The 14,778-nt window shown below is 56.8% G+C and carries 9 protein-coding genes; 6 read left to right on the top strand and 3 right to left on the bottom strand.

Annotated elements, in window-relative coordinates:
• The first annotated feature begins 582 nt into the window (after positions 1–582).
• Positions 583–1,212 carry a response regulator transcription factor gene (locus tag GSQ80_RS08310; protein ID WP_158787367.1) on the top strand — a complete coding sequence of 210 codons (630 nt, stop codon included), beginning with the start codon at positions 583–585 and terminating at the stop codon, positions 1,210–1,212.
• Positions 1,213–1,214: 2 nt separating this feature from the next.
• Here the strand turns inward: GSQ80_RS08310 and GSQ80_RS08305 are convergent, their stop codons facing one another.
• Positions 1,215–2,591 (bottom strand): FAD-containing oxidoreductase, encoded by a 1,377-nt coding sequence (locus GSQ80_RS08305; RefSeq protein ID WP_254059521.1) that lies wholly within the window; start codon positions 2,589–2,591, stop codon positions 1,215–1,217.
• 328 nt (positions 2,592–2,919) lie between these two features.
• On the opposite strand from GSQ80_RS08305, the gene GSQ80_RS08300 reads away from it, so the two are divergent.
• The 4 genes from GSQ80_RS08300 to GSQ80_RS08285 all read left to right on the top strand — a co-directional run bounded on the left by GSQ80_RS08300 (position 2,920) and on the right by GSQ80_RS08285 (position 7,266).
• Positions 2,920–3,705 carry an alpha/beta fold hydrolase gene (locus GSQ80_RS08300; protein WP_158787167.1) on the top strand — a complete coding sequence of 262 codons (786 nt, stop codon included), beginning with the start codon at positions 2,920–2,922 and terminating at the stop codon, positions 3,703–3,705.
• Between the two features lie 27 nt (positions 3,706–3,732).
• Positions 3,733–4,488 (top strand): alpha/beta hydrolase, encoded by a 756-nt coding sequence (locus GSQ80_RS08295; RefSeq protein ID WP_158787166.1) that lies wholly within the window; start codon positions 3,733–3,735, stop codon positions 4,486–4,488.
• A gap of 139 nt (positions 4,489–4,627) precedes the next feature.
• Positions 4,628–5,449, top strand: coding sequence for an alpha/beta fold hydrolase (locus GSQ80_RS08290; RefSeq protein ID WP_158787165.1), 822 nt, complete (start codon positions 4,628–4,630; stop codon positions 5,447–5,449).
• Positions 5,450–5,520: 71 nt separating this feature from the next.
• A complete protein-coding gene (locus tag GSQ80_RS08285; protein ID WP_158787164.1) occupies positions 5,521–7,266 on the top strand; it encodes a cyclic nucleotide-binding domain-containing thioredoxin-disulfide reductase in 1,746 nt (581 codons plus the stop codon).
• Between the two features lie 128 nt (positions 7,267–7,394).
• On the opposite strand, the gene GSQ80_RS08280 is transcribed toward GSQ80_RS08285, so the two are convergent.
• Positions 7,395–9,905 (bottom strand): triple tyrosine motif-containing protein, encoded by a 2,511-nt coding sequence (locus GSQ80_RS08280; RefSeq protein ID WP_158787163.1) that lies wholly within the window; start codon positions 9,903–9,905, stop codon positions 7,395–7,397.
• A gap of 1,069 nt (positions 9,906–10,974) precedes the next feature.
• Here GSQ80_RS08280 and GSQ80_RS08275 point away from each other — a divergent pair.
• Positions 10,975–11,778 carry an alpha/beta hydrolase gene (locus GSQ80_RS08275; RefSeq protein WP_174241322.1) on the top strand — a complete coding sequence of 268 codons (804 nt, stop codon included), beginning with the start codon at positions 10,975–10,977 and terminating at the stop codon, positions 11,776–11,778.
• Positions 11,779–11,865: 87 nt separating this feature from the next.
• Here the strand turns inward: GSQ80_RS08275 and GSQ80_RS08270 are convergent, their stop codons facing one another.
• Positions 11,866–14,745: a sensor histidine kinase gene (locus GSQ80_RS08270; RefSeq protein WP_158787162.1), complete on the bottom strand. Its 2,880-nt coding sequence runs from the start codon at positions 14,743–14,745 to the stop codon at positions 11,866–11,868.
• Positions 14,746–14,778 lie beyond the last annotated feature (33 nt).

Below are 14,778 nucleotides of genomic sequence, written 5' to 3'. Positions count from 1 at the left end.
TAAAGTACAAGAATCGCGTACTTTAAAACAACTTAGCGAAATCCAAGAGTGTCCAAAACACTGGAAAACAACACTCCGCAACACATATTGGACCCTTATTGGACCCACAAATGGACCCACGCTATCGAGCACGCTTACGCGCCACGAACGGCAATAGCGAGTGTCCGGTCGAGCACATTGTCTACAGGTGATGATCACTGACGAGAAGTCGAATTATCGTTACTAGTCCGTGTCGTTGAGTGAATTGGCGATTTATCACCATTTGAAATACGGCGGGAGGAGTCACAACTATTCGTAGTTGCCGAAAAGCCAGTATTTTGTGCAGTTCTACTCCGGAACCGATCCAGCCCAACACAGATTGTAAGCAAATTGGGTGAAAACGAACGCGCACCGAAGCGACCTACATGAACCTCCAACCCGACACTTACACCTTCCACGCCGCTGCCGCGAATGGTGGCTTGGTTTGGCCTAGCCGGCTCGTGATATCTGGTGCTGATGAAAACCACACTTTCGGGTAGCGGACTGCACAGCGACGAGTGGTATCTTCAGCGCATAGACGATGTAGATTTCAGCGAGGCAGTGATGGCAAGTTCCGGCAAAATCAGGGTGCTTTGCGTCGACGATCATCCGCTCGTTCGCGATGGCATCGCATTCGCGCTGCAGCAGCAGAGCGACATGGAGCTGGTTGCGCAGGCGAAGAACGGGATCGACGCGATCGCGGCGTTTCGACAACATCGCCCTGACGTGACCTTGATGGACCTGCAGATGCCGCAGATGAACGGAATCGATGCAACGGCTGCCATTCGTAGCGAGTTTCCCAATGCGCGCATTGTCATCCTCACCACTTATTCTGGAGATATCCAGGCTTCGCGCGCACTCAAACTCGGGGCTGTCGGCTACTTGCTCAAGGGCATGTTGCGCACCGAGCTAATTGATACCATCCGCTCCGTGCATGCAGGCCACCGGCGAATTCCACCCGAAATCGCTTCGGAGATTGCCGAGCACTACAGCGCCGACGCGCTCTCCGACCGAGAGATTGAAGTGCTGCGGGTGGTTGCATCCGGATGCTCGAACAAGATCGTCGCCGACAAGCTTTTTATCTCCGAAGATACGGTGAAGGGACACATGAAAAGCATCCTTGCCAAGCTGCAGGCGAATGATCGTACCCACGCCGTAATGATCGCGATGAAGCGCGGCTTCCTCGAGGGCTGAGTTTAGACGAGCGGCTTCAGGCTCCCAAGTAACGTCGGGATCAGTTCAGCGACCGTAGGGTGAATGTGCATCGCGCGCTGGAGCAGTGAGGTCGGCATGCCAGAGTACATTGCGGTAAGAATGCAATGGATCGCTTCGTCACCTCCGGTCCCCAGGATGGACGCACCCAGAATCTCCTTGCTCTCCGCGTCGACCAGCAGCTTGATGAATCCGTGCGTCTCACTCTTCTCGATGGCGCGGCTCACCTTGGTCATCGGCCTTATTCCGATCAACGCAGCTCGTCCGCGCTGCCGAACTTGACGTTCGGTCATACCGACTTGCGCTAACGGCGGATCAATGTACAGCGTATGTGACGGAATGCGATCGCTGACTTTGCGCGCATCGTCATCGAGCAGGTTTGCCGCGACAATCTCGAAGTCGTTGCAGGCAGTGTGGGTAAACCCGCCGCGTCCGTTGCAGTCGCCAAGAGCCCATATCCCCGGCACGGCGGTTTTGAGCTGGTCGTCGACCGGAATGTAGCCGTGTTCGTCAACGGCGATGCCGGCAGCTTCCAAACCGAGGTCGTCTGTGTTCGGCGTACGTCCCATCGCCAGCAGAATGTGCGAAGCAGAGACCTCCAGCTCATCGTCGATGCAGTTTACGCCGACCGCGACATCGTCGCCATCGGAGCGCAGCGAAACGCACTCCGCGTTGAGACGCACTTCAATCCCTTCCGCCTCCAGGATCTCCCGCACAGCGTTCGAAACATCCTCGTCCTCATCGGCGACGAGTCGTGCCTCGCGTTCAATGACAGTGACCTCGGCTCCGAAGCGCCGGTATATTTGCGCAAACTCGAGCCCTGCGTAACCTCCTCCTACGACAACCAGCTTAGGTGGTAGTGAGTCGAGCGCCAGGATCGTCGAGCTTGTCAGGTAGGGAACCGTATCGATACCGGGCAGATTGGGAATGGCAGGCCGCGAGCCGACGCTAAGAAGGATATGTGGCGCGGTGAGTAGTTCGTCTCCAACCCGAAGCTGAGACGGGGAGACGAAGCGCGCGGCGCCCTGGTAGATCGTGCAACGCTCCATCTGGCGTAGGCATTGCTCCACACCCTCTCGCGACTCGGCGACAATGGCCTCTGTGCGCTGCCGTACGCGTCGCATATCCATCATCACCGCGATGCTCGGGACAACCCCGAAGTCTTCGGCACGCCGGTTCAAGTGCGCCGCATAAGCGCTCGCAACCAGCGCCTTCGTAGGCGTGCAGCCGGTGTTCATGCAGCTTCCGCCGAATAGCTTCCTCTCCACCAGCGCAACTGTCCAACCGGCGGCTGTAAGCCTTCCGGCGAGCGCAGGGCCTGCTTGCCCGGCACCAACGATGATTGCGTCATAAGCTGCCATCAATTTCTTGCTTCTTTCTTCGCGCGTATGGTGCCGGCTATCGACCGAGCGAATATCCGCTCCAAGTTATCTCTGCAGAGCCCGCCCGTCACCACCCGATCGGGTGGTCTTCCGCGGATTTCTTGCGTTCGTCGATATGGGTTTCTTCACCCCATGAGGTAGCTATTTTTCACCACTTCCGGGTGGCCCCTTCAGCGCCGGCACCGAACATACTCCACCTACAAGCTGACCTGACTCAGCGATGCAGTAACGCTCACCCCTTCGTGTCGGACGCTCGCATCTCGGCATGAGCTCACTCACCGGTTCATAACCTCGATAGGAGAACATCATGCTTAACGCAATTCACAACTCGCTCGGCAGTGTAATCGGTCTGGCCGCGGCTTTCTTCCCCGCCGTGCCTCTGCTTGCACAGACGCCCACCCCCGCAGTCAAGAACATTGTTCTCGTCCACGGCGCCTTCGCCGATGGGACGAGCTGGTCCAAGATCATTCCTATCCTCGAAGGCGAGGGCTATCACGTCGTCTCCGTCCAAAACCCTCTCACCTCGCTCGCCGATGATGTGGCCGCCACGCGGCGCGCGATCGCCCTGCAGGATGGTCCTGTCATTTTGGTCGGCCACTCCTGGGGCGGCGCGGTCATCACGCAGGCAGGCGACGATCCCAAGGTCGCAGGCCTCGTCTACGTCGCGGCTTACGCGCCTAATGCCGGCGAGTCAGCCAACCAGGCGAGCACTCCCTTCGGCGTCACAGAAGGACAGAAAGCCATTCGCGTTGACAGCGAGAAGTTCGCCTACATGACCTCGGACGGCATTCTCAACCACTTCGCGCAAGAGCTTCCTATGGAAGAGCGCCGGGTAGTGCTTGCCGTACAGGGAGAGAGCTTCGGCCCCATGTTCGACGAGAAGCTCACCGTCGCCGCCTGGCAGACGAGGCCCTCATGGGTCGTCATCGCGGCGGATGATCAGATGCTTCCGCCGGCCATGGAAGCGGCTTCTGCGAAACGTATGGGCGCCACTGCAACGACCCTCCAAACCTGCCACCTCGCGATGCTCCAGCAGCCAGTCGAAGTAGCTGCGGTGATCGACCAGGCTGCAAAGACCGCGTTGCGCAAATAACGCCATAACCTCCAAAGGAGAATTGCCATGTCAAACCAAGCACTCAACACCGATGCAGAAGCAAAAGCATCCTCTGCGACACACGTAAAAAACATCGTTCTGGTGCACGGTGCGTTTGCGGACGGATCGAGCTGGTCGAAGGTGATCCCGCTCTTGCAAAAGATGGATTACCACGTCGTCACCGTGCAAAACCCAATGACCTCCCTGGCGGATGAAGTGGCCTTCACGAGGCGAATCATCGCGCTTCAAGACGGTCCACTCATTCTCGTGGCCCACTCCTGGGGCGGTGCTGTGATCACGCAAGCCGGCGACGATCCAAAAGTCGCCGGGCTCGTCTACATCACGGCGTACGCGCCCGAGGTCGGAGAATCTTCGAATGATGCAGGGACCCCCTACGGCTGGACCTCCGGGCAGAAGCAGATTCGTCTGACCGCGGACAAGTTCGCCACACTCACCACCGAGGGCATGCTGAACTACGTTACCGAAGGCCTGCCCATGGAAGAACGTCTGCTCGCGCTCGCAACCCAGGGCCAGAGCTACGGTCCTATGTTCGACGAGAAGTTGTCGGTGGCTGCGTGGAAGACCAAGCCCACATGGGCTCTCATTTCCACCAAGGACCAGATGCTTGCCCCTGCAATGGAAGCTGCGATGGCGAAGCGAATGGGCGCCGTTACGGTCTCCGTGGACAGTTGCCACATGGTCATCCAGCAGCTCCCGAACGAGGTGGCAAGCCTCATCGACCGGGCAGCAAGGAACGCGCTCAAGAACCACCCGAACGAGTAGTCTGCAAAACCCCCTTGGTGAGGTGTTCATGCCAGGGGGGCGGGGGCAGAATCACTTTCAGAAAGAAGACACCGACTCAGCACCAAGCAAGCTGGGTTTCCACTCAACGCACCACTCACCCGCAAGAATCGAGGAGATCATGAGCACACTTACTTTGAAGGACGGAACCACCATTTACTACAAGGATTGGGGCACCGGTCAGCCCATCACCTTCTCACATGGCTGGCCGCTCAACGCGGACGCCTGGGACGCGCAGATGCTGTTCTTCGGCAACCTCGGCTATCGCGTGATCGCACACGACCGCCGCAGCCACGGCCGCTCCAGCCAGACCTGGGATGGCAACGAGATGAACACCTACGCTGACGACCTTGCGGAGCTGTTCGAAGCGCTCGACCTGAAAGACGCGATCATGGTGGGCCACTCAACCGGAGGCGGCGAGGTGGCGCGCTACATTTCGCGCCACGGAACAAGCCGCGTAGCGAAGGCCGTGCTCATCAGCGCTGTGCCGCCGATCATGGTGAAGTCCGAGCACAACCCCATTGGCACGCCGATCGAAGCGCTCAATGCGATCCGCAATGGGGTTGTCAACGATCGTTCTCAGTTCTACAAGGACCTCTCCCTCCCGTTCTTCGGCTACAACCGGCCGGGAGCCACAATCTCCGAAGGCGTGCGCGAGAACTTCTGGTTCGAGGGAATGCAGAGCGGCATCAAGGGCTCCTACGACTGCATCAAGGCCTTCTCTGAAACCGACTTCACCGAGGACCTGAAGAAGATCGATGTCCCGACCCTCGTGATGCACGGAGACGACGACCAGATCGTTCCGTTCCCGGATGCCGGAGCGCTCACCGTCAAGCTCGTCCCGACTGCGACGCTGAAGGTTTATCCCGGTTTCCCTCACGGCATGCCGATCACCCACGCCGATGTGATCAACAAGGACTTGCTCGAGTTTCTCAAGAGCTAAGCCTGCTTGGTCGCGGGGCGTCCGCAAAGGCGTCCCGCTCCCTACCACCACAAGTTTCGCTGGAGCGCGTCATGACATACTCGCTGACCTTCCCCGATTCAAACTCGAGCAACCCCCAATCCGCTGGCATCTTCCACCCGATTCTCAGCCCCACTCTGCTTGATCGCTTGAAGGGTTACGGCAACGAAGAAGTTGTCTCAGAGTCCTCCTGCCTCTTCGTCCGTGGCGAGCGCGATGTGGACTGGTTCGTCATTCTCGATGGTGCCGTCGAGATATTCGAAGGTTCCGGCAATAATCGTGGAGAGCGTATCGTTGCACTCCTGACGGATGGCCAGTTCACCGGTGAACTGGATCTTCTTGACAACCGGGAGACCCTGGTCAACTGCCGTGCCGTCCGGCCCACCCGGTTAAGGCGTATATGCCGTGCATCGCTGGCGCAAATCATGCGTTCAGAGACAGAGATCGCCAACCTCATCATGCAGGCCTCCATCAGCCGCAGGTGTAACCTTGTTGAGCAGGCCACGAGCGGGGTGACCCTCCTGGGCCATGGGTATAGCATCGACACGATTCGCATTCAGCGATTTCTCAGCCGCAACGGCTATCCCTACCGCATCATCGACGCCGAACTGGATCAGGACGCCGATGCCCTCATCCGGACGTTCGAGCTTACGCAAGCCGGCCTTCCTGTCGCCCTCCTGCCTGACGGACGTGTTCTGCGCAACCCCTCCATCAGCATGCTCGCCGACGAACTCGGCCTGACCGACCTGCGAGAGAATGCAGCCATCTACGATGTCGCGATCGTCGGCGCAGGCCCTGCTGGTCTCGCAGCTGCCGTCTGTGCGGCGTCCGAAGGCCTCACGACCATCGTGATCGAAGGAGCTGCGCCTGGCGGACAAGCGGGGACCAGCTCCCGCATCGAGAACTACCTTGGCTTTCCTACAGGTGTCTCCGGTCAGGAACTCTCGGAGCGCGCATTGATCCAGGCACAGAAGTTCGGAGCGCACTTCTCTATCTCTCGCAACGTGGTCAGTATGAGCAAGCAGGACGGCATGTGTCGTCTCGAGATCGAAGATGCGCCCGCTGTCAGTGCACGCACCGTCGTCATCGCTACCGGCGCCCGTTATCGCAAGCTCAACGTCGCGAACTATCACCGCTTCGAGTACCAGGGAATCCACTACGCGGCTACGGCGATGGAAGCTGGTCTCTGTCGCGGCGAAGAAATCATCGTGGTTGGCGCGGGCAACTCAGCCGGACAGGCCGCCCTCTTCCTCGCGCAAACCGCAAAGCACGTCCACCTGGTTGTCAGGGGTCGCAGTCTGCAGGCCACCATGTCGGACTATCTCGTCCAGCGCATCCTTGCCACCAGCCAGATTACCGTGCGTCTACAGGCCGAGATCGCCAGGATGGATGGGACCGATCGGCTCAGGACCGTGACGGTCCGCGACAATGCAAACCGCACATCCGAGACGTTCAATATCTCGCACGTCTTCGTCATGATCGGTGCCAACCCAAACACTGCCTGGCTCCGCGGCACCCTTGCCATGGACGACAAGGGCTTCATCGTCACGGGCAACGGCGCCTCATCAAGCGCCTTCTTTGGCACCAACCTCGAAGGCGTTTACGCCGTTGGAGACGTGCGCTGCGGCTCGGTCAAGCGCGTCGCCTCCGCAGTAGGGGAGGGGTCCGTCGTGGTCTCCGACATCCACAAATATCTGACTGCTTCGAAGCTGTCGCGGCAGGAAGGAGAACAACTGGACCTGCCGCTTGCCGTGACCCTGCGAACCGCGATGTCGGCATACAGCGCCGCAACCTTATGAAGCTTCGCTGCCAGTGGCTACAGACAACCCCAAGGCCGACATCGATCGTCATCTGGGTACGGACCCTCTGCGTGTAATTTTTGCTATGAGTGCTGAGACGAGTGTTTCATGGGACTAGTCTCTTCGGTTTAGGATCGCAACCGAGGCAGATATCTAAAGAATAGGCGCATGATCGGAGATCTAATCCCATAGGCCCGATTGGCTGGAACAGTGACTGTAATCCGAGTTCCATTGGCAGGTGAGCTTATACACTCAAATTTAGCGCCAATCTTAGTCGAGCGTTCTTTCATCCCGATCAGCCCCCAGTGGCCCGGTCTTCCATCAGCACTGAGAAGCATCGGATCCATCCCTTTGCCATCGTCCTGGCAGGAGACAACGAACGCGTTTTTACCATAGGTGATCATGACCTCAATAACGGAAGGATCCGCATGCTGAAAAGCATTCGTAATGGCTTCGCGTCCGATGCAGAAGACTTCTTCGAGAACGATCGGATCGACGACAACCATCGGGCCCTCGGTTTGAACATGAAATGTAATCTCGCTATAGTGCGTGAAGTGAGTGCCGACCTTGGCGAGGGCTTCAGCCAGGGGGAGATCCTTGAATGTGTCGGATCGAAGACTTCTGACCCTGTCCCTTCCTTCTAATAAAATCGTGTCTGCCGATTTGAGTGCATCCTCCAGCATCCTGCGGGCGCGTCCCCCTTCAGGGACTTCCCGGGAAGCGACATCAAAGCGAAGCATAAGTCCCTGTACTCCCTGCAGGAGGGTGTCATGCAGATCGCGCGCAATCCGTACCCGTTCGTCTGCGCGCTCCTCAGCCCTGATTCGCACTGTTTCGGTTACGCGTTGGATTCGCAGCATGAGTATGAGCCAAACCACGGCCGCTGTAAGAGCGAAACATGCGAGCAAGAACCACACAGTTTGGTAAAAAGCCGGCAGAACTTGAAAGCGAGTACTGGAGGGCAGACTCCAAACTTCCTCACCATTTGAGGCGAGCACGTCAAATGTATAGCGGCCTGGGCGCAGTTTTGTATAAACAGCTTCCGTTCTCGATCCGACTTCCTGCCAAGTACTATCACTTCCTTCGAGCCGGTAGCGATAGGTCACCCGTTCTGGGGCAGGAAGATTAATCCCTGCATATTTGATAACTAATGTATTCACCCCAGGTCGAATTTGACGGTAATCAGTAAGAGTCACTCCGTCCGCAGCTACCGCCGAGATGGTTAGTACGGGAGGGATCTGATTCTGCGGCAGTCGGCTTGGATCCACGTAGAACGCGGTGCTAGAGTTAGCGAACCAGATTGTCCCGCGGGCGCCGCGAACGGCTGATGGCAGGGCGTAGCTGAGAGGTGCTGGTCCGATGACACTACCTTCAGTGATAAGTTGCGACTTCATTCGGTAGGCAGGGGAGTCGAGGGCTTGGAGAAATTCAGCTTGCGGAATTCTCACCACGCCGTAGGCCACGTTCAGCCATAAATCGCCACTGTCCGCCTCAACCAGACCCGAAATTCCACGCACGTGAAGTTCGTCTTCCAAAAGTAAATGTTCAAAGGTGTCTCCGCGCTGCACTGCTATGCCATTCATGCCGCCGGAAAGAAAGCCATGACTGGTTTCAGCGAAAGCCGTGACATCGCCCAGGCCCGGAGCTTGGAACTCACGTCCGGAATTACCTTCGAGCTCAGTGATGGCGCCGTTGGCATAGCCTGCCCAGAGTCTTCCTGCCCGATCCCTGAAGATAACATTCCGTCCCTCCTTCTGAATCGCAGGAACGGCGACTTGAGACCATGTTCCACGTTGCCATCGCCAGAGGTCCACGGCGTTGCGAAAGGTAACGAAGATGGATCCATCACTTGTTTCTATAACTTGCTTAGCCGAGGATGGCCGCATCCCTTCGGGTAGGGGGATGTGAGTGGTTGTTTTACGATCAAGCCTTCCAATGCCATGATCGTCGGTGAACCAGATGACGCCGCTGGGGCCGCAGTATACGGAGTCCATCTCATAGGTTTTCTCTATGCGGGTGATTGTCTGTCCGTCGCGGATCGAAACCAGTGGAGCAAGAGGCACTCCTATCCACACTTCGCCGTCCGAACAACTCGTCACCATCACGCGCCGGTCTGATATCGGAACGTTCTCGGGATGAATCAGCTTGGGCTGCTCGAATCGATCCAGTCCACGCATGGTTCCTACCCAGATATCGCCTGAGGCATCTTTGAACATTGCGGTGGCACTATCTGTACTCAATCCCTGATCGTGCCCAAACCACTCGAACTGTTTGTCCTGATCCACCGCTATGGGAGTCGGGGCTTTTGCGATCTCTCGTGGATTGACCTTCAAAAGACCATAGACCGATGCGATCCATAGCTCTCCTTCCGGATCGAAGAGGAGGGTATCCGATAGTACGTGCAACCGGGTCGGATATGGGGACCGATGACCCTCCACGTCGAGGCGTCTTACGGTTGGGATAGGTGCCCCCGCTCCCTCTTCGCCACCAACCCAAAGGCTGCCATCTGGCGACTCCGCGAACTGTATCAACTCCCCGCCGACCTCGTTTGTCGCTTCAAACTTATCCTGGTTGGGTTCTCGTCGGTAAATCCATTTATTAGTTCCCACCCATTGTGTTCCCGCTTTATCGAAGAACATCTTATAAACGCGTTCGGATGAGAACGGTTCGCTCGGTGACTCTCGTTGCCACCGTTCTCCGCGTAGTTGCCAAAGGTGTAGACCGGCTATGGCCCACATCGTTCCATTATTTGCTTCAAGCAGCTGATAGGTTGTATCTGGTGGAAGGCCTTCCTGTACTCCGTAGAGTTTGACATGGCCATTCCTGATTGCAGCAACCCCGGCGGGTCTGAATCCTACCCACACCGTCCCGTCACGAGCCACGCAAAGCGTTCTGATCGAGATTCGCGGCAACGGAGGCTCTCCCGCGGCTGGTCGAAAGAGAGAGAAACTTATGCCGTCGAATCGGTACAGGCCACTTCCACTACCAATCCAGAGCACTCCGTCGGTCGTCTGTCCAAGCCCGGCAATCTCTGATGGAGCGCCCTCCCGAGCGGTCCATGACGTGTGATTGAGTTGAACCAGCTTGAGTGGATCCTGTGCATTTAGCCCGTGCACTCCGGCTAGGAGGAGGAGCACGTAGATGTATCTGAGGGACCGAGGCGAACGGAAGGCCCTAAGGAAGATGATCACTGTTCTCTCACCCTCCGTTCACCGAGTCATGATTGGTATTACTCACAATAAATCTTGATTCATGAGAAAGGCAATTTCAACCAAAATGTTAGAACGAATTTTACGGGCGCGGTTTGTGTAAGCAACGTCGCGCAGCCGTCGCCAGGACGCGAGATGCCACCATTGCCGCCGTCACCGCAGCTCCGGAATCTAGCAACACTCGCAGGCCTGTGGGGGCATCGGGTGCTCACCGCGAGCGCTATGAAATGTCGACTAGCGATAATAGGCCAATGCACATTTCGACTCCGGACTTTGCTCGCTGAGCGCATAGGCGATTTGGCACAATTCGATATTGTAGGGTGCCCACAGCGGCTCGTCTCGAGAAGAGCTCCCCCAGAAGTAGGTCAGTGCGAAGGAAAGGGCTCCAAATACCCGCAGGGATACCCTCCTAATGGCTCTGTGTTTCGAGTCCGAATAGAACTAGCTTCGGGATACAGGCTTTTAACTCGAAGATCTATTCCCTCGGAGGGACTTTCCCATGAAGATCCAGCTAACAACCTTCAGTTTGTTCAGAATTTCTCTTATGCTTGCGTGTGTACTGCCGCTTGCTGCCAACGCGCAGGCCATCGCTACACAGCCGATTCATAACATCGTTCTAGTGCACGGTGCATGGGCCGACGGATCAAGTTGGTCCAAAGTCGTCCCTTTGCTTGAGAAAAAGGGGTTTCACGTAACTTGCGTACAGAATCCACTGACCTCGTTTGCAGATGACGTCGCCGCGACCAAACGAATTATCGATGCTCAAAATGGGCCTGTGCTTCTCGTCGGTCATTCCTATGGCGGTGCGGTCATCACGGAGGCGGGCAATGATCCGAAGGTTGAGGGTCTCGTATATGTCGCGGCCTTCGCGCCCGACAAGGGTGAATCTTCGGGCAGCCTCGGGAAACCGTACGGAGCGACCCCCGGGGTGACTGAACTTCGGCCCCTCGGAGATGGCTTTCTCGTTTTGACGCCCAAAGGCGTGTTAGACGATTTCGCTCCCGACCTCCCTATTGGGGAAAGAGACATTCTGCTGGCGACGCAAACTCCAACACAAGGAGCAGCTCTTGGTACTGAGATTTCAACGGCCGCATGGAGAACGAAGCCGAGTTGGTTCGTGATTGCTTCAAATGACCGGATGATTTCGCCGGACCAAGAGCGCGTGACAGCGAAACGGATGGGTGCGAAAACTTTGACCCTGCCCACGAGCCACGTGCCTATGCTCTCCCACCCCAAAGAAGTAGCAGACTTTATCATGCAAGCCGCTTCCGGCCAGTCGAATCCGACACCGCCGCAAAACTAACCGTGGTATCGAGGTCCCGGCGACTAATCGGGACCTCGCTCTTTTTGAAGCTGCGTCGCGCTTCAAGTCTGACCTCTCTACAGCAAGTTATGACCTGTCGGCAGAGTCGTCCAAGTCACGCGGTCCGCAATACGCGATGGACGCTGGAATGCTCAAACTGACTCTTGTACCCGCTTCCGGGCTGCTCGAGATCCGCAAGTGTCCTTTCAATTGCTTCGCACGCTCGCGCATACCCACCATCCCCCAGTGCAGGGCTTTCCCGTTCTCAAGCGTGAAGGCGTCGATACCACAACCATCGTCTGTAACTGACACCTTGAAGCCCAGCCAGCCCCATGCAATCGTCACTTGTATGTTGTGAGCACTGGAGTGACGCACAGCATTAAGAATTGCCTCCTTTGCGATGGAGGAGATCTGCTTGAGCGCTTCAGTCTTCAGCCGGCGAGGCTTTCCTGTTTGGCGAAGGGTCAAGTGAGCCTCCCCCATGTCGGCGATCTCCAGGAAGAAGTCGCGCAGGCTGCCTTCGATTCCGCCGTGCCCCGGCTCCGGTGTTCGAAGCCCAACAACTGCGAGCCTAGCCTCTTCGATGACTCTGTCCATACCTTCTAGGACGGTTGTAAACCGTTGTTTCAGGGGCGAATCGCTCGCGACCTGCTTTTCAGCAACCTGAAGGTGCATCGACGAGCTGATAAAACCTTGGAGTAAGGTGTCGTGAACGTCGCGCGCAATCCGTGTCCGTTCCCTCAGTCGCTCGTCAGCGAGTATGTTTGCCTGTGTGAGCAGAAATTTGGTGCGAGTGTAATAAGCAAATCCCACTAGAAAAATGAAGAGCGTCGCCAAGAAGGTTCTTACTGACCACCGCTGCCAAATGCCCGGCTCGATCACAACGGGAACCACGCTTTCCTGCGATGCCCAAGTATTTGATTCGTTGGATGCAATCAGTCGGAACGTATATTTGCCGGGCGCCAAGTTCGTATAGGTAGCTTCCCGATCGCTGCCTACATCACTCCATGTTTTGTCGAAATCGTCCAATCGATAGCGAAAGCGGACGCGTTTCGGTGCATGCAGGTCAAGGCCGGTAAAGGAAAAGCTTAACCGCCTAGCTCCCGGAGGGACTTCCGCGTGATTACGATCCAGAAGCGCCCCGTCGGCACTAATTTCTTCGACGTGAGGAATAACGGTTGGCAGAGGTGTCGGCTGCATCCCGACCATTGCCAGTTCATTCGCCGTGCTCATCCAGACCTGGCCACTGCTATCGGCGACCATAGAACGGGAGCGGTGGACGCCCTCATTTGACTGCAGTCCATCCTCGGCTCCGTAGTTACGGATTGAGGCATTTTTCGATGCCAGCAACTCCCCGGGCACTGCGCTCATTACAGCGAGATCCCCCTCGATCCATAGTCTGCCGGCGGCGTCTAAAGCGACGCCCAAAACTCGTGGCTGAGGTCCAGCTCCAAGAGACACGGGATGCTGACCATGATCGTTGGCAAGAAGGAGTCCGTGCGAGGTGCCGATCCATAGGCCGCGGGCTTGATCTTCGAATAGTGAAAGGACGTCCTTCGGTTGAGGTTGCCGACCGTTGAATAACGGTAAGCACAGAAGATTCTCCATCTTGCATACTCCGCCGGACGTACCAATCCACACTTGTCCCCGATCGCCGAGCTCGATAGCCGAAATATCATTGGCCGGCAATCCGTCTTTCTCGTCGATGTGCCAGAACTGCCCGTCAGCGAATCGGTTGACGCCTCCCGTTAGAGTGCCAGCCCATACGGCCCCGCTCGACGTCACACGAACGGCATAAACACTGTTTTGCGAGAGACCATCTACTGTAGTCCAGGTCTTGCTTTCGAGAGTTCCGTTGCCAGAGCTCAGCCTTGTCAACCCTCCGCTTCGCCTACCTACCCAGATATGGTCACCCTCCCCGTCGATTGAATACACCTCATCGTTGGGCAGGCCTTCATTGAGAACCTCGTGAGCGATTCCATGTTCCATCCAATAGAGCCCCCTCCCAAGACCTGCGAACCAAACCCGGCCGTGCGGGTCGACATACAACGGCCCGAAGCTCCCAACCGACGTCGAGTCACTCAGTCTCACCGGAACGATCGGAGTGATTTCGAGCCTTTGCAGAGTGGATCCGCTGCCAAACCATATATCGCCCTCTCGATCCTGCAACAAGGCAGTTACGGGCATGTGTTCGCCATCGGATCCGGTCTGCACCCACTCGGCGCCGGCAGAGTTGTAACGCAGCAAGCCTTTCGATGTGCCGATCCAAAAATTGCTATCGCGGTCTTTCAAAATCGCAAGCACCTGTAGGTGTTGCATATCTTGACTTCCGAATGACCGTGGAACTAGGCGTTGGCCATCCCAATAGGCGAGTCCGTCATCCGTTCCCACCCAAACATGACCGTTCCCGTCCGCGAGCAGACAGTTGGTTTTTTGATCAACATCCCAGCTAGTTACCAGTTTTGGTTGTCCGCCGGTCCAGGATAGAAGTCCCCGATCCGTTCCGATCCAAAGACGTCGATCACTCCCCTCGGATATCGAAATGAGAAGAGTATGTAAGTGGATAGGGAGCTGGTCCACGTGATTCTTTATCAGTCGCAGGACGCTTTTGTCGGTGCTCGTTGCATAGATACCAGACGTTTGCCCGGCAACCGTGGCTACTATGGCGATAAATTTCTTCTCTATGGAAACAGGAGAGGAAATACTATCTCGTTCCACCTGACGTAGACGCGTATCCCCTGCACGAGCCCAAAGGATGCCGTCTTTGTCGATCGTCAGCCCGAGAATTTGCGGTAGCGGCTGTTTCAGGGGAGTCAGGATCGGCACAAATCGCACGCCATCAAAACGAAGCAGGCCCTTTGATGTTCCAATCCAGAGGTATCCGTCAGGAGTCTGCGAGAGCGCCTGGATGCGACCTGACGAAAGTCCCTGATCCGAGTTCCATTCCACGCGTTTGTATTGCTGCAAGTTAGATGGGATCGCTTGTCCGCACGCGCAGAT

The sequence above is a fragment of the Granulicella sp. L46 genome (genome assembly GCF_009765785.1).
In the GTDB taxonomy this organism is placed as follows: Bacteria; Acidobacteriota; Terriglobia; order Terriglobales; family Acidobacteriaceae; genus Granulicella.
This window is presented reverse-complemented; position numbering and strand designations above follow the sequence as displayed.

What these genes read in the sequence shown, in the direction of transcription:
- GSQ80_RS08305 (WP_254059521.1), bottom strand. Translation starts at nt 2,591, where the DNA reads ATGGCAGCTTATGACGCAATCATCGTTGGTGCCGGGCAAGCAGGCCCT.
- GSQ80_RS08290 (WP_158787165.1), top strand. Translation starts at nt 4,628, where the DNA reads ATGAGCACACTTACTTTGAAGGACGGAACCACCATTTACTACAAGGAT.
- GSQ80_RS08295 (WP_158787166.1), top strand. Translation starts at nt 3,733, where the DNA reads ATGTCAAACCAAGCACTCAACACCGATGCAGAAGCAAAAGCATCCTCT.
- GSQ80_RS08275 (WP_174241322.1), top strand. Translation starts at nt 10,975, where the DNA reads ATGAAGATCCAGCTAACAACCTTCAGTTTGTTCAGAATTTCTCTTATG.
- GSQ80_RS08280 (WP_158787163.1), bottom strand. Translation starts at nt 9,905, where the DNA reads ATGTTCTTCGATAAAGCGGGAACACAATGGGTGGGAACTAATAAATGG.
- GSQ80_RS08285 (WP_158787164.1), top strand. Translation starts at nt 5,521, where the DNA reads ATGACATACTCGCTGACCTTCCCCGATTCAAACTCGAGCAACCCCCAA.
- GSQ80_RS08310 (WP_158787367.1), top strand. Translation starts at nt 583, where the DNA reads ATGGCAAGTTCCGGCAAAATCAGGGTGCTTTGCGTCGACGATCATCCG.
- GSQ80_RS08300 (WP_158787167.1), top strand. Translation starts at nt 2,920, where the DNA reads ATGCTTAACGCAATTCACAACTCGCTCGGCAGTGTAATCGGTCTGGCC.